This window comes from Fibrobacter sp. UWR2 (assembly GCF_002210285.1).
Lineage (GTDB): Bacteria > Fibrobacterota > Fibrobacteria > Fibrobacterales > Fibrobacteraceae > Fibrobacter.
In genome coordinates this window covers 185,405-200,791 of record NZ_MWQE01000002.1, presented here as the reverse complement: position 1 = coordinate 200,791, position 15,387 = coordinate 185,405, and the positions used below count along the sequence as shown (strand labels likewise).

The 15,387-nt window shown below is 51.0% G+C and carries 17 protein-coding genes; 7 read left to right on the top strand and 10 right to left on the bottom strand.

Going from position 1 to position 15,387, the window contains the following annotated elements; translation table 11 throughout:
* Positions 1 to 2 precede the first annotated feature (2 nt).
* Both B7994_RS05050 and B7994_RS13880 read right to left on the bottom strand, forming a co-directional pair.
* The gene (locus tag B7994_RS05050) at positions 3 to 968 is read right to left on the bottom strand and encodes a type I restriction enzyme HsdR N-terminal domain-containing protein (protein ID WP_088637384.1); all 966 of its coding nucleotides are present in this window, start codon (positions 966 to 968) and stop codon (positions 3 to 5) included.
* Between the two features lie 55 nt (positions 969 to 1,023).
* Positions 1,024 to 1,326 carry a hypothetical protein gene (locus B7994_RS13880; RefSeq protein WP_144063758.1) on the bottom strand — a complete coding sequence of 101 codons (303 nt, stop codon included), beginning with the start codon at positions 1,324 to 1,326 and terminating at the stop codon, positions 1,024 to 1,026.
* Positions 1,327 to 1,918: 592 nt separating this feature from the next.
* Here B7994_RS13880 and B7994_RS05040 point away from each other — a divergent pair.
* From B7994_RS05040 to B7994_RS05015, 6 genes are read left to right on the top strand one after another with little or no spacing between them, the layout of a single operon-like run.
* Complete coding sequence (locus tag B7994_RS05040) at positions 1,919 to 4,294, top strand: RND family transporter (RefSeq protein WP_088637382.1); 2,376 nt, start codon at positions 1,919 to 1,921, stop codon at positions 4,292 to 4,294.
* Positions 4,295 to 4,303: 9 nt separating this feature from the next.
* The gene (locus B7994_RS05035) at positions 4,304 to 5,086 is read left to right on the top strand and encodes an outer membrane lipoprotein-sorting protein (RefSeq protein ID WP_233143047.1); all 783 of its coding nucleotides are present in this window, start codon (positions 4,304 to 4,306) and stop codon (positions 5,084 to 5,086) included.
* A 2-nt stretch (positions 5,087 to 5,088) separates the two neighbouring features.
* On the top strand, positions 5,089 to 6,300 hold the full coding sequence (locus B7994_RS05030) for a DUF1302 family protein (protein WP_088637381.1): 1,212 nt from the start codon (positions 5,089 to 5,091) through the stop codon (positions 6,298 to 6,300).
* Positions 6,301 to 6,309: 9 nt separating this feature from the next.
* On the top strand, positions 6,310 to 7,029 hold the full coding sequence (locus tag B7994_RS05025) for an energy transducer TonB (RefSeq protein WP_088637380.1): 720 nt from the start codon (positions 6,310 to 6,312) through the stop codon (positions 7,027 to 7,029).
* Positions 7,030 to 7,065: 36 nt separating this feature from the next.
* Positions 7,066 to 7,647 carry a MotA/TolQ/ExbB proton channel family protein gene (locus B7994_RS05020; protein WP_088637379.1) on the top strand — a complete coding sequence of 194 codons (582 nt, stop codon included), beginning with the start codon at positions 7,066 to 7,068 and terminating at the stop codon, positions 7,645 to 7,647.
* On the top strand, positions 7,648 to 8,043 hold the full coding sequence (locus B7994_RS05015; protein WP_088637378.1) for a biopolymer transporter ExbD: 396 nt from the start codon (positions 7,648 to 7,650) through the stop codon (positions 8,041 to 8,043).
* Between the two features lie 21 nt (positions 8,044 to 8,064).
* Here the strand turns inward: B7994_RS05015 and B7994_RS05010 are convergent, their stop codons facing one another.
* The 8 genes from B7994_RS05010 to B7994_RS14040 form a co-directional block, all read right to left on the bottom strand.
* Entirely contained in the window at positions 8,065 to 9,105 is a 1,041-nt protein-coding gene (locus tag B7994_RS05010; protein ID WP_088637377.1) for a nickel/cobalt transporter, read from the bottom strand.
* An 84-nt stretch (positions 9,106 to 9,189) separates the two neighbouring features.
* Positions 9,190 to 9,645 (bottom strand): hypothetical protein, encoded by a 456-nt coding sequence (locus B7994_RS05005; RefSeq protein WP_233143045.1) that lies wholly within the window; start codon positions 9,643 to 9,645, stop codon positions 9,190 to 9,192.
* Position 9,646: 1 nt separating this feature from the next.
* Positions 9,647 to 10,498, bottom strand: a complete 852-nt coding sequence (locus B7994_RS05000; protein ID WP_233143044.1) for a metal ABC transporter permease — start codon at positions 10,496 to 10,498, stop codon at positions 9,647 to 9,649.
* Positions 10,499 to 10,500: 2 nt separating this feature from the next.
* Positions 10,501 to 11,157: a metal ABC transporter ATP-binding protein gene (locus tag B7994_RS04995; RefSeq protein WP_088637376.1), complete on the bottom strand. Its 657-nt coding sequence runs from the start codon at positions 11,155 to 11,157 to the stop codon at positions 10,501 to 10,503.
* A gap of 16 nt (positions 11,158 to 11,173) precedes the next feature.
* Positions 11,174 to 12,172, bottom strand: coding sequence for a metal ABC transporter substrate-binding protein (locus B7994_RS04990; protein ID WP_088637375.1), 999 nt, complete (start codon positions 12,170 to 12,172; stop codon positions 11,174 to 11,176).
* Positions 12,173 to 12,256: 84 nt separating this feature from the next.
* Positions 12,257 to 12,523: a hypothetical protein gene (locus B7994_RS13875; RefSeq protein ID WP_144063757.1), complete on the bottom strand. Its 267-nt coding sequence runs from the start codon at positions 12,521 to 12,523 to the stop codon at positions 12,257 to 12,259.
* Positions 12,516 to 12,947 (bottom strand): Fur family transcriptional regulator, encoded by a 432-nt coding sequence (locus B7994_RS04985; protein ID WP_233143043.1) that lies wholly within the window; start codon positions 12,945 to 12,947, stop codon positions 12,516 to 12,518. Before B7994_RS04985 ends, B7994_RS13875 begins: the two co-directional genes overlap by 8 nt.
* A gap of 28 nt (positions 12,948 to 12,975) precedes the next feature.
* Positions 12,976 to 13,152 (bottom strand): hypothetical protein, encoded by a 177-nt coding sequence (locus B7994_RS14040; protein WP_158213077.1) that lies wholly within the window; start codon positions 13,150 to 13,152, stop codon positions 12,976 to 12,978.
* A 36-nt stretch (positions 13,153 to 13,188) separates the two neighbouring features.
* Here B7994_RS14040 and B7994_RS04975 point away from each other — a divergent pair, with 36 nt between their 5' ends.
* A complete protein-coding gene (locus tag B7994_RS04975) occupies positions 13,189 to 15,309 on the top strand; it encodes a glutamine synthetase III (protein WP_088637372.1) in 2,121 nt (706 codons plus the stop codon).
* Positions 15,310 to 15,387 lie beyond the last annotated feature (78 nt).

Here is a 15,387-nt window from a genome sequence, read left to right as displayed (position 1 = left end):
CATTATGATAAAAATTCGTAATATCGCTTAAGACCATTCTTAATTGCGGCATGCCTTTCTAGACCAATTTTAGCATACTTACCATCGCTATCATAATCACGAACTAAATCTCGAATGGTTCCCTTTGATGCATTCCATATATCAATATTATTTCCTAATTTGCATTGGTGTTGTTCAATATAATTAACCGCACTTGCATATCCGCTTGCCACATTTGGAGAATATTTATGTGCAGTAAGCCATTCTTTAAATTTTTCCATCCGCTTATTTGCCGTATTTCTACGGTTACGTAGTAAAGGTTGTGGCGAAATCTGGTTATGTTCACTATCAGCCTTTTCAAATTCTTCTTTTGTAAAACCTCTTTCATTTATGAAATACTTCTTTAGCAATTCCTTAATAAGGCTATCATTTATTTCATTTTTTATTTGAGCAACATTTTTGTTAAAATTGTTTTGTTTTTGCTTTAGCAATTGACGTTCTTCATTCTTTTTTGCAATCCATTCTTTAATTTTTCTTTCGTCAAAATTGGATGAATTAAACAATTCTACAAAAGAAATTCCATCTAAATTATTCTCTTCAAAAGAAATCTCTACATAAGGTTGCTTTTCAGCATCTCGTCCATATTGATAGTCATAGACATACAATTTATCGCAAACAAGAACGCCAATAGATACACGATCTATTTGTTTAAGATATGAAAATAACTGATTTCTGCCTTCGTGCAATTCAAATCTTTTTAATTCTACAATACACATTTCCTTATTTTCTTTGCAAAGGACAATGTCAGCAATTTTATCCGTAGAACCGATTCTAATTTTCCGTTGAGAATTGATACAATCTTTCTTATATTCTAAATAATCTCGGAGAATAACGGATTCCCACATTGTTTGAACTGCTTCTTCCTTTTTTCCAGAAAGATCTTTTTCTTTCTCAACTATTTTGTTCCAAGCATCTTGATAATTCATCATTACACCTTTCAAACATTTGAATTACTTTTTTTGAGTTTTGTTCCCAGTTTACTTGCTACCTTGATAATAAATACAGACTCGATCCAATTGCAAACCCATGCACCAAGACTTCCAACAACAATTTCTCCTTACATTTTTCATCCTTTCTCAAATACTTTTTCATGGCTTCTAATTTTTTGCATGAATAAGCATGTTCATCATTAGACTTTGTACAAGAATTTTCACTATCAAGATAATCATATAAATTAGGACATTCCCCAATATAAACGAAACTAGTTCCAATCAATTTATCCGTATCGTAGTCAATGTTACATGAACAAAGAAAAAAGGTAGCCAAAGCCAAAATTGTCTTTTTCATCTTTCGCACCTTTCTGCCAAAGGCAGTCTGCGAGCAGTGGTCTTGTTCAGGATGCCGAGATTCTCGCCTGCGCGAGAATGACGATTGCTGATCACGCCATACTTTTTTGAAAACAAAAAAGGCATGGTGTCGTTCGGCTTTTATCTGGAGACTCTGGTAAACCCGCAACTTTAAGCACGACAGTAAGCGAAAACTCACCGTGGGCATACACCCAACGACCCACACCCGATCGGTGTGAGTGTTCGTCTTCTTCCCAAGTTGCAGGGGCAAGCCCCAAGAAATTTTACCAGAATTTCCAGATAGGGAACAAGAGTACTACTCTAATTCATTATGTCAATAGAAATATAAATTCTTACGACTTCGTGGAAGCAGAAAAAGCCCATTTTTATGAAAAACAGGCATATTTGGACGTAAAGTCGTCCCGCACGTGCATCTTTACTCCAAAAATCGGACAAAAATAAGAAAACCCTGCCATTAAAAAAAGCAGGCGCACCCTATTTTGCATGGACCCATTCGGTTTTGAGCAAAACCATTTGGAGTAGAATTTTTAGGCCCATATCCCTATTTTTGCACCGCAAAAAAGGAGAACTCAATGAGCTTACCTAAGATCAACATTGAAAGAATCAACGAGCGATTCGGCCGTTTTGGCGAATTCCTGCTCAACCACCGCGCCATTTTGCTGGTGGCGTTTGTCGTTTTGCTTGCGGTTTCGATCGTGGGCATGAAAAAAATCTACGTCGAAGCCTCGTGGGACAGCTACTTTATCGAGGGCGACCCGATGCTTGTCGAAACGGACAAGTTCAAGGAAACTTTCGGTAACGACTACTTCGTGGGCGTGCTGGTAGAAAGCGACCATTCCATCTTGACGCCGGACAACCTGAAGCTTTTGCGCGAACTTTCGAACGAACTGCGCGACAGCCTCTCGTATTCCGACGGCAAGGCGACTTCGATTGTCGATTTGGAATACATGCTTGGCACCGAAGAGGGCATGGAAATCACGCAGATTGTGCCCGAAGAAATTCCGACGGACGAGGCGGGACTTGCCGAAATCGAAAAGCGTCTGGCTGACAAGCCGGAACTGGCGAAGAAGTTGATTTCGAGCGACCGCAAGCAGGCCTTCATCAACATCAAGCTGCGCCCCTTCCCCGAAGATTCAGTGTGGAAGGCCGAAGGCGAAGCGAAGGGCGTGAAGGCAGAAGCGCCCGACATGCAGACGGGCCGCGAAACGGCTGAAATCATCGCCAAGGAAAAGTATGCTCCGTTGCACCCGCGTGCTACAGGCATGCCTTACCTGAGTTTCCAGAAACTGAAATACATCGGCGAAGAGATGGGCCGCATTTTCATCATCACCATTCTCTGCGCCATCATCGTGATGTTCCTGGTAACGCGTTCGCTCCGCGGAATCGTTTCGCCATTGATTACGACTTTTGCGGGCGTCATTATGACCTTCGGCTTGGTGGGTTATCTCGGGCTTTATATGGATGCGACCAACATCATGGTGCCCGTGATTTTGGCCTTCGCCGTTTCGATTGCATACAACATCCACATCAATTCGTTCTTCCGCAAGAACATGATGCTTACCGGCAAGCGCAAGGAATCGGTGCTTTACGCCATGCGTGAAACGGGCTGGTCGGTGCTGTTCTCCGGCCTTACCACGATCGTCGCGTTGCTTAGTTTCCTTTCAGTGATGCTCAAGCCGATCCGCTCCGTAGGCATTCTCTCGTCGATTGCGATTGCATTCATTCTTCTCGTGGCGCTGACGGTTTCGCCGATTCTCCTGAGTTTCGGCAAAGACAAGAAGCCGAACGCCAAGGTGCTTGAACGTGGCGACACGCGCATGGGACTCATTCTCGATTCTATCGGCAAGTTCGTTCTCGGACACGGGAAGCCCATCGCCATCGTATTCGCCGTTGTAACTGCAATTTCTGTTTTCGGGCTCACCAAGATAGAACCCGCCTTTGACGTGGAACGCACCATGGGCCGCAAGGTCGAATACGTGAACAAGATGCTCTACGTGGCAGAATCCGAAATCGGAAGTTTCTACTCTTACGACTTGGTGATTGACTTTGGCGCAAATGACAAGGCCAAGGAAGTCGAAAACCTGAAAAAGCTCGATGAATTGCAGGAGTACGCTGGGAAGTATCCGCTCACCAAGCGTTCCACCTCGATTCTTGATATCGTCAAGGATTTGGACCGCACGCTAAACGAAAATCGTCAGGACAAATACGCCATTCCCGAAACGGAAGAAGAAGTTGCTCAGTTGCTTTTGCTCTACGAAAACGCGGGCGGCAGCGAAGCGAGCTACTGGATGGATTACGATTACAGGAAACTCCGCCTGATGATTGAAATTTCGAGCTACAACTCCAACGAACTCCAGAAGGAAATCGAGGACTTGCAGAATTTCGCTCGCAAGCTTTACCCGGATGCAAAGGTGACTGCCGTAGGAAACTTGCCGCAGTTCACCGCCATGCAGCAGTACCTGGAAGTGGGCCAGATGACGTCGTTCCTGATTTCTGTAGTCATCGTGGCTGTCCTTTTGATGATCGTCTTCGGCAGCATCCGTACAGGCCTTATCGGCATGATTCCGAATATTGCGCCGGGTATTTTCGTGGGCGGCTACCTTGGGCTCACGAACATTCCGCTTGACATGATGACGGCGACGCTCATCCCGATGATTATCGGCCTTTCCGTCGACGACACGATTCACTTCATCAACCACGGGCATGTGGAATTTGACCGCACCCACGATTATCGCGAATCGATTCTCAACGTATTCCGCACGGCAGGGCCGGCCCTCGTGATGACGACGATTATCATGGTGGCGACCTTCGCTGGCTTTACCACCTCGGCCGCAACGCAGATGTTCAACTTCGGCTTCGTGGTGTTTGTCGGCCTTGTCTCGGCATTGCTCGCAGACCTCTTCGTGACACCGCTTTTAATCAAGAAATTCAAGATTTTTGGAAAATAGGAGAAAAATATGAATATGAAATTCGCAAAAACAGCCGCGACAATTATTGTCGCCTTGAGCGCCATGGTGAGCGCAGAAACATTGACCGGCCGCGATATCGTGCAAAAAGTGCATGACCGCCCCGATGGCGACACCCGCAGTTCCGAACTCTCGATGACTCTCATCAACAAGAGCGGGGCCAAGCGCGAACGCAAGATTACCTCGTTTGCGATGGACGTGGGCAAAGACACTAAGCAGATTATGTTCTTCCGCTACCCCAACGACGTGAAGGGCACGGGATTCCTGACGGTCGATTACGACGACATCAACAAGGATGACGACAAGTGGCTTTACCTGCCCGCCATGAAAAAGACGCGCCGTATTAGCGGAAAGAGTTCCAAGACGGATTACTTCATGGGATCTGACTTCACTTACGACGACGTTGGCCAGCGCAACATCGACGAAGACACCCACAAGCTCCTCCGCGAAGAAAAGGTCGACGGAATCGATTGTTGGGTGGTTGAATCCGTGCCGAAAAAGGGCGACGAAATCTTCTCGAAAAAAATTTCCTGGATTCGCAAGGACTGCCTGATTGCAGCGAAGGTGGAATACTACGACAAGCTCGGCAAGTTGCACCGCTCGCTAAAAGTCGAAAACGTGGTTCAGGTAGATGGATTCTGGTCTATCGCCAAGATGAGCATGGAAAACGTGCAGACCAACCACAAGACGCTCCTTGAATTCGGCGACATCAAGTTCAACATTCCGCTTGACGCAAAGACATTCACCGTGCCGCGCTTGGAAAGAGGACTGTAACAATGTCTAAAATCTGGTGGTTAGCGATTGGGGTGGCGGCGGCGACCGCTGTTGCCCAGGAATCCCCGTTTCAATTCAACGGGTTCGTGGACACGTATCACGCCGTCCAGACGCAGCATCCGCACGATTTTACCACGTCGCGGACGCGCCTGCGCGCAGAACTTCGCGTAGATTACGAGAACGCCTATTTGTTCACCAGCCTGAATGGCGTGCACAACAGCATTCTCGAAGACCGCACCGGAGTGCAGTTGCAAGAGGCGTATTTCAACTACCAGAATGACTTTCTTGAAATACGCGCGGGCCGCCAGATTGTGGTGTGGGGCGTTGCCGACGGGCTTCGCGTTACCGACTTGATTTCGCCTGTAGACTACACCGAATTCATGTCGAGTGATTACGATGACATGCGTATGGCTGTTGACGGTTTCCGCATTAAGTACCCCGGCGAGCGCGTGAATGCCGAAATCGTTTACGTGCCCGTATCGCGATACTTCCAGATGCCCATGCAAGAAGAAAACCCCTGGCGTCCTGAATTGCCCGAAAAAGCAAGCATCGATTTCCCGGATGGTCCCGATGCCAAATTCAAGAACGGCGACTTCGGAACGCGCGTCTCGTTTTTCCTCTCGAATCTAGACTTCTCTATCTCGGCACTCCATACGCATAACCAGTCGCCCGTTACGGTCGTAGGCTACGATCCCGTCAAGGATTCTATTGTCATCCACGGCATTCATGAGACCATGACCATGATCGGAGGCGACCTCTCGATGCCTGTCGGCGAATTCGTGCTGCGTGCCGAAATTGCAGAATACTTTGGTGAAGCGCTCGGTTATGCCAACAACCTCGATTACGCCCGCAAGAACACGTTCAATGCGCTCGGTGGAATCGACTGGTACGCCGGCGACAACTGGACTTTCATGGTGCAGTATTTACACAAGTACATCGCTGATTATTCGGACAAATTAGCCGCCGAAAAGAATTCCTCAGAAATGACTTTCCGCATTTCAAAGGAACTGCTGAACAACACGCTCAAACTTTCGCTCTACGGCATGTTCGATATAGACAACCTTGCCTATTACGCGCGCGTTTCGGGCGATTACTCCGTTACAGACCAGGTAATGATTTCGCTCGGTTACGACCACTTTGGCGGCAAGCGCGGGCAACTCGCCGGCTACGACAAGAACCGCGAAGTCTGGGCGAAAGCGAAGTATTACTTCTAATAAGATCTAATGAATTTTGAATTTGAATCGAAGCCCCGCAACCCGTATTCCGCATTCACGATGCGGCGTGTATTTTGCTTTGGCATTGTTATCGCCGTCTTGTTGCACGCGGGCTTTTACGCCTGGGGATTTTTGAAGCGAACGCAGGTAGTTACCACCCGCGAAGACGCCGAGGTGATTCATGTGGAGCGCCTGCTGCTACAGCCGCCTCCGCCCCCGCCCGAAGTCAAGAAAATCGTGAAGAAGGTGGTCCGCGCAAAGATTATCCCGAACATCGTGCAAGATACGGTGCCGGAACCTGAACCGGAGCCAGAGCCGGAACCGATCGTGGTTACGGACGCGGAACCCGTTGTCGAAGCGCCTCCCGAGCCCGTGGCTCCTCCTCCACCCCCGCCGCCACCGCCACCACCGAAACCATCGAAGGATTCACTGATGAAGGTGACTCGCGCCTATTTGGTGGGGCTGAGCAAAGCTTTTGAAAAGCAGAAGGACTACCCCGCTACAGCCCGTCGCTTAAAGCAAGAAGGCACCGTGCGCGTCCAGTTCACGGTCGCAAAAGACGGAAGCATCAGCGGTGCAGTTGTCGCAAAGCCTTGCCCGTATTCCTCGCTGAACGAAAGCGCACTTGCCGCCGTGCAAGCCGTACCCAAGTTTGATCCGATTCCAACTGTACTCGGCAAAGAGACATGGAAAATGGAGATTCCAATCAAGTATAACCTTCACCAATAAAGGAGATTCCGGCTCGGAGGCCGGAATGACATAAAAATGAACTACATCTTAGACTTTATTCAACAGGGCGGCGTTATCGCCTACGTGCTCGTGGCGATGAACTTCGTCGGTTATTCCATAATCGTATGGAAGGTTATCTCGCTGATTCTTTTCAACAGAAGCATACGTAACCGCCTGCCATCCAAAATCCTGCACCGCGTAGTCACGCACAACACCGATCACCACATCATCATCGAAAGTATCCGCACCGAAATCGCGCTCGCCTTCTCACCGCTACAGAAGGGTATGACTACGATTGAAAATATTGCAAGCATCTCTCCGCTGCTCGGCCTTTTGGGCACCGTATTCGGCATCTTCAACGCCTTCAGCGTCATCGCCGTTTCGGGACTTTCTGACGCAGGTGCATTCGCTACAGGCATCAAGCTCGCCCTCATTACGACGGTGATTGGCCTCGTAGTCGCCATTCCGCACGTCATTGCGTTCAACTACCTGAACGCCCGCATGGAATCGGAACAGGACAATGTGGAAAACGACGTGCTTTTGCAGCTAGGCCGCATTTTGAAGGAGAAAGATCACCTTCGTTCTCAGAGCGCCGATGCCACAAACGAGGATGCATAAATGGCAAAGCGTACCCGCCGAATCCGGCCCGACATGACGCCTCTGATTGACTGCGTCTTCTTGCTGCTGGTGTTTTTCCTGGTGACATCCGTCTTCAAGCAAGACGAATCGGTACTCAAACTCATCTTGCCCGAGACGCAGAGCGAAGTCAAGCGCGACACGCCCGAAGGCCTGTACATAGAGCTTTCGGAAACGGAACTCGCCTTTAACGGACAGCGCGGCACGCCCGACGAACTCCGCGAAAAGGCAGCAACGGTGCAGAATAAGAAATCCCCTGTCGCCATAAAAATCGACAAGGGCACGACTTACGAGCGCATCGCCGTCATCCTCGATATTTTACAGGTGCAAAAACTGTACAATATCCAGCTGATTAACGAGATGGAAAGCGCAGAATAAAGCCACTTGCGGCGCCGCTTACTACACGCGACCCGCAAACTGGTTCGTAAACAGTAACAGTCCCGAAATAAAGATAATGACACCGCCCGCGAGAGTCGCGACGGTGTATATTTTTGTCGCAATACGGGTGTGGGCACTTCCCTTGTCAATTCCCTTGCGGAATGCCACGGCCGCAATGCCAAAGGCTACATTCGTAATCGTCATGCCAATGCAAATGACAAGTGCGCCCAGGAGCGACAGCGCCACCATGGAATTCAGCAGGCAGAACAGCACAATCAGCGCCACAGCCGGGCAGGGCACGATTCCCGTGACGGCGGCAACCCCGATAATTTCTCGCCAGCGGGCAACCGGCGGAAGCGCATTTCCCGAACCTGGTTCCGTGACAACACCTTCCGCAGTTATTTTAGCCTGCTTCCGCTGCGTCACAAAATCCTTGATTCCAAGCACCACCAGCAACACACCCGTGAGCATAATGAGCGCATAACTCGCGCGTTCAATTCCGATGCGGCCCGTCTCGAACGCATTGAATACCGTCGCCTTGAAAATCGCATACAAGACAAGCAGCAACAATACAGCACTCATCGTGTGCGTTACGGTAATGCCAGCGCCAAGCGCAACACCCTGCCGCCAGCGGCCACGTCGGGCGATAAAGTAGCCCACGACAATTGACTTCCCGTGTCCGGGGCCAAGCGCGTGCAGCATACCATACACAAGGCAAATGAGAAGGAATTTCCAGATAGCGCCCCAGTCGCCACTTTTCATTGCAGAAATCGCAGCAGTCAACTTTTCACGAAGAACCTTCTGTTCCTGCGCAATAACTATATAGAAAGAGCGTGTTTTTTCAGAAGGCTTTTTAGGCGCAGTCACCGATTTCGCAACAGCGGGTTCCGCAGCAGCCTCCGATGCAACAGCCGCAGCAGAAACCGAATCGTCCGCAGGCGCGACGACCTCAGTCGCGGCAGGCGCATCTCCCCCGCCGATATCAAAACGTTTTTTCTTGACAGCTGCCGAAGCAGCCACCGCAATCAAAAGGACAAGCAAAAATACAATAGACTTTTTCATAATGCATCGGCACAATCACAGCCGTCGTTTCTAATATAAATAAAAAAAGAATAAATGCGCCCTGCACAGGCCCACATTCTTCATTTACTCGTTTGACATTTTTGCGTTGCGGATGACGGCGTAGGAGACGTCGTCTTCGCCTTCTTCTACGACATAGTCGAAGTCGCCGATAATGGTGATTTGCGTGCCTTCATCGGGGAATTCCTCGGGGTACTTGCGCGATTTAGCCAGTTCGAACGCTAGCCCCTGCGAGCAGCATGCGAGCGCATCTGCGATTACGCAGCCGTAAAAGCGCTTTTTGACGACATCATCATAATAACTCGAAAAGACTCCCTTCATCTTGATGCGCTTGCCGACATATTTGCCGGGGTGCGTTACCATCTGGTAAACCTGCGCGTAGACCATGGTGCCGCTCATGCGGGTGAGGTCGACGTCGATTTTCTTGGGCGCATTCCCGCCGGAATCCTTAGCGGAGGCGTTCAGGGCGAGCAGAAGCACGGCGATCAGTGCGATGACCGTTTTTATGAAATGTTTAGACAACTTAGTTACCGCCGTTTCGTGCGATGCCTATCAGGTAGAATAGGCCGAAAACTACGATATCCGCCGCCACGATGGTGGAACCTACTGGGGTCCCTGCGAGAATGGCTATCACGATACCGATAAGCGAACAGATTACCGAGATGGTTGCTGCCGCAATCGTTACAGAGAAGAAACTCTTGAACGTACGCATTGCCGAAAGTGCCGGGAATACAACGAGTGCCGATACCAGGAGCGCACCCACAAGGTTCATGGCAAGTACGATGATAACGGCTACGATGACCGCAATCAGCAGGTTAAAAATCGTGGTGTTGACACCTGTGGCCCGTGCGAAATTCTCGTCGAAGGTGATGGTGAATATCTTATTGTAAAACAGGATAAAGCAGAAGATGACAACGCAAGAGAGCGCGATGCACAGGTAGACTTCTTCTGCCTTCAAGGTGAGAATCGATGTGGAACCGAAAAGCGTAGTGCAAACGTCACCGGAAATATTCGCCGAAGTCGAAAAGATATTCATCAGCAAGTAACCGATGGCAAGCGCGCCGACCGATACCATGGCGACCGCGGCATCGCCCTTGATGCGTGCGTTTTTCCCGGTGCAGAGCAGGAGTATTGCTACAGCTATGGTTACGGGCAAAATCAGCAGCATGTTGTTCGTAAGCTTTAGCACCGATGCAATAGCGAGTGCGCCGAAGGCCACGTGCGAAAGGCCGTCACCGATATAGGAGTAGCGCTTGAGTACGAGCGTCACGCCCAGGAGCGAAGAACAGAGCGAAACGAGTACGCCTACGATAATCGCGTACTGCACGAAAGGGAAATCCAGGTAGAACGATAGTTTTTCGATGATTTCTGGCATGGCTATTTCCCCTTCACGGAAATCTGGTCGAAGTTCATCACACGGGTGGCATCGTCTAGGGCGGCATCCACATCGTGGGTCACCATGACAATAGTCATCCCTTTCTTGTGCAGGTCCTTGATGACGCGGTACATCGTCTCCGATGATTCGGGGTCGAGGCCCGTCACCGGTTCGTCAAGGAGCAGCAGGCGTTCTGCAGCGCAGAGGGCCCGGGCCAAAAGCACGCGCTGCTTTTGGCCTCCCGAAAGTTCGCGGAAGCACGACTTGCGCAAACTTTCGGTGCGGGTAAGCGCCATGCATTCCATGGCGCGGTCCCGCTGGTCCCGTCCATAAAACGGCAGCAGGCGGTGCTTGCCCTGGAATGCCGACAGCACAATCTCTTCGACCGAAGCCGGAAAATCCTTCTGAACAACCGTCATCTGCGGCAGGTAACCGATTTCGCTACGCTTCAGACCATCGCAGAGTTCGATACTGCCCGACTTGGGCTTGAGCAGGCCGGCGATTCCACGGAGGAACGTCGTCTTGCCGGATCCGTTACGGCCGATGATGCAGAGGTAATCCTCAACGTTCACTTCGTAGTCCAAATCACGGACCAGGTCCTTGCTTCCATAGCCGAGGGTCAGCTGGCGGCATTTTATCAGAGGGATTAGTTCGTTCATATTCGTTCTTTCTTGATTATTTCAAAGCCTGTTTCAAGACTTCCAGGTTGGACTTCATGATGCTCAGGTAATCTTCGCCGGCCTGGTTTTCCTTTACCGACTGCATCGAGTTGAGCGTCAGGACCTGCGCGTTCCTGGATTTCTTGCTCGCTTCGAGGATGGTGCGGGCGATTTTCCCGTTGCTCCCGTCAATCGTGAAGATGGCGGGCAGTTGTAGAGAATCCATCTTCCCCGCAAGGAACGTAACCGTCTCAAAGCTCGCCTCGCTCTCGGCGGAACACCCAACAAACGCGGCAAAATACTTAATGCCATAATCGTCCACCATATAGCGAAACGGGAACCTGTCGCCAAACAGAATGGTCTTGTTACTCGCTTCGGATACGGCCGCAGCATATGCACCGTTGAGTTCATCCAGCTTGGCCGTAAAGTTGGCGACGTTCGTCTTGTAGGTTTCCGCATTTGCGGTATCGATTTTGGCAAGGGCTTCAGCGAGGCTGCCTACGAGCATTTTTGCATTTATTAACGAAAGCCAAATATGCTCGTCGTTTTCGGCTTCTTCCTCTTCGTGGTGGTGCTCCTCGGCGTGCTCGTGATGCTCTTCTTCGGCCTGCATGCCCTCCACGATTTCTTCTTCCTTAACGCGGTCGCCAAGCGCCTCCATGAGGTTCACCTGTACGCGGCCCGCCTTCGGGGTGGCTTCCAGAGCCTTCTTGATCCAGTCATCGGATTCTCCGCCCACGTAAACGACCATGTCTGCGCCGGCGATGGCGGCGATGTCCTGTGCCGACGACTTGTAACTGTGCAGGTCGGTGCCGTTCTTGATGAGCAGTTTCAGGTCTACGGAGTCTGCGCGCTCGCCCAGGATGTTCTTGAGCCAGTCATATTGCGGGTAGATTGTTGCGACGATAGAGATTTTCTTTTGGGAAACGTCCTTCTTACCAGATTCCGTTTCGCAAGCGGACAGCATGAATGCTGCAAAAAAAATCAAAAATGCAAGGAATGCAAATTTTTTCATATAAAGTCCCTTGTCCTCATGGACAAATGTTGTTGATATCGGAGTGCGGTTTAATGCCGCTTGTCGTTTTGGGGGCGGCAATCATCAATTCAGCAGTAGGACTTTTTGTGAAACGAGGGTGGTGATTTGTGTTTTGGGGAACTTGACACGAGGGAGCCTGAAAAAGACCCCGCTCAGGGCGAGTTCGAAGGGCTCGACGACCAGTTCCATGCAAACCGAAATAAACTCAAGGCATCGGTGGATGTGGTGGCAAACATGGCAGTGTTCGCCGTGGCAATGGTGTTCCAGGTGCCGAGATACATAAAGCGACGCGAGTACAACCAGAAACTTGCCGAACAGAGCCTTAACCATGTCGCATGCGCCTCCGGGAGCAGCCGGCACATCTGCCCAATAACACGGACTGCTGTTGGTCTAGTTCGAATCCGCTGCGCTGCACCGAAAGTTGCAGCACCTTGAGCGCGGGGCCTTCGAGATGGTAGAACTTGCCACATTCCTTGCACAAGAGGTGCATCTTTTCTTCGCAGCGACCCGGGCCCGTGTAGCGGTATTGCAATTCGTTATTTTCGGCCGCACCGACAATCTGGATTATCCCCGCTTTTTCGAGACGGGAAAGGTTCCTGTAGATGGTACTCAGCGAAACCTCGGACAGACTTTTGGCAATTTCGGAAGCCATGAAAATCCTATCGGGATTTTCGGCCATATAATCCATTATCATCTGCCGTGTTTGTGTCTTGTATTCCACACCAGTCTCCAGATCCGTGGCGAGTCTCGCCAAAAAACGAATTTGCAATTCATTCGCAAATTCAAATATAGTCAATTTGCAAATGATTGTCAAATTCACCTCCAGATGATTTACATAATCCGTAAAGCACAAAACGTTTTTTCATTTTTTGGAAATCCTCAATTTTTTGTAATAAGCCAACATTTGCCGCTTTTGCAAGGATTTCGCCAATTTTTTGTTTTTGGCATGCATTTTGCATATGGCATAACGAAAAATTTCAAACTAGGAGATTGCCATGAGCAACGAATACAGGCTTAAAGCCATCAAGGAAATCGCAAGTGAATCTGCGGGTGCAAATTTGCCCGCAGCACCCGCAAGCATCGACTTTTACGGCGAGGACGTCTTTAACGCGGAGGCCATGCGCGCCTACCTGCCCAAGGACATCTGCAAGAAACTTTTCGCCACCATCGACGAGGGCGCACCGCTCGACGCGAGCATCGCGAACGAAGTCGCACACGCCATGAAAAAGTGGGCAATCGACCGGGGTGCTACCCACTTCACGCACTGGTTCCAACCGCTCACCGGTTCTACCGCCGAAAAGCACGACTCCTTCCTGGAACCCGAAAACGGCAAGGCCATCATGGCCTTCAGCGGCAAGAACCTCATCGTCGGCGAACCGGACGCATCCTCTTTCCCGAGCGGCGGCCTGCGTTCCACCTTCGAAGCCCGAGGCTACACCGCTTGGGACCCGACCTCCCCCGCATTCATCAAGCGTCACGGCAACGGAGCTACGCTCTGCATCCCGACCGCATTCTGTAGCTACACCGGCGAAGCCTTGGACAAGAAGACTCCGCTCCTCCGCTCTATTCAGGCCCTGCAGAAGTCCGCCGACCGCCTCATGGGCCTCTTCGGCGTCGCCGCTCAGAAGGTCACCGTCACTCTCGGTGCCGAACAGGAATACTTCCTGATTGACAAGCGTTTCTACCTGCAGCGCCCCGACCTGTACCAGGCCGGCCGCACCTTGTTCGGTGCCGCCCCTGCAAAGCACCAGCAGATGGAAGACCACTACTTCGGTAGCATTCCGGCTCGCATTATCAACTTCATGAACGATGTGGAAAAGGAACTCTGGAAACTCGGCATTCCAGCCAAGACCCGCCACAACGAAGTCGCTCCGGCCCAGTTCGAACTCGCCCCGATGTTCGAAGAAGTGAACCTCGCCTGCGACCACAACATGCAGATTATGGAAGTGCTCCGCCAGGTCGCTGACCGCCACGGCCTCGTTTGCCTGCTGCACGAAAAACCGTTCGCCGGCATCAACGGTTCCGGCAAGCACAACAACTGGTCCGTAAATTACGGCAAGGTGAACCTGTTGAACCCGGGCAAGGACCCGCACCAGAACGCCATCTTCCTGACCACGCTCTGCGCCGTGATTTACGCCGTCGATACCCACGCCGACTTGCTCCGTATGGCTGTCGCTAGCGCCGGTAACGACCACCGTCTCGGAGCGAACGAAGCGCCTCCGGCAATCATCTCCATGTACCTCGGCGACCAGCTCGCCGACGTCATCGACCAGCTCGAAAAGGGTGACCCGAAGTCCAGCAAGCAGGCTGGCGTCATGAAGCTCGGTTCCGACACGCTGCCGCCTCTCCCGCGCGACGCGACCGACCGTAACCGTACTTCGCCGTTCGCCTTCACCGGCAACAAGTTCGAATTCCGCGCTCCGGGCTCCAGCCAGAGCTGCTCCGAACCGAACGTCATCTTGAACACGATTGTTGCCGAAGCATTCGACATCATCGCCGACAAGCTCGAAAAGGTTCCGGCCGACAAGTTCCACGAAGAATTGCAGTCCTTGCTGCAGAAGATCGTGAAGGAACACAAGAAGGTCATCTTCAACGGCAACGGCTACACCGACGAATGGGTCGAAGAAGCTGCAAAGCGCGGCCTCCCGAACATCCGCACCACGATGGAAGCCCTCCAGGCCCTCGTGAAAAAAGAGAACGTGGCCCTGTTCGAAAAGTACGGCGTGTTCAACAAGCGCGAACTCGACTCCCGTTACGAAGTCAACATGGAAGACTACCACAAGAAAATTCACATCGAAGGCAAGATTGCTTTCGACATCGCGAAGAACGTGGTGCTCCCGCAAGTGCTCTGTGCATACAGTAACGCGTTGAAGACCAACGAGATGGCTAAGACCCAGGGCTTCTACGCCGTGGACGGTTATGCCCGCGAACTCGGTGAAAAGCTCAAGGCCCTCGAAGAGGCCGTTGCCAAGATGGAAGCCGCTCTCGGCGACAAGCACGAGGCAATCCTCGATGCAATGGCAAACCTCCGCATCATCGTGGACAAGATCGAAAGCATCGTGCCCGACGAGAAGTGGCCTCTGCCGAAGTATAGGGAGATGCTGTTTATCTATTAACAACTCCCCCGTTAACTGTACTCCGAACCTCAAAATGCAATTCGTCGGCCTTGTGCCGGCGGATTGCTTTTAAAAAAA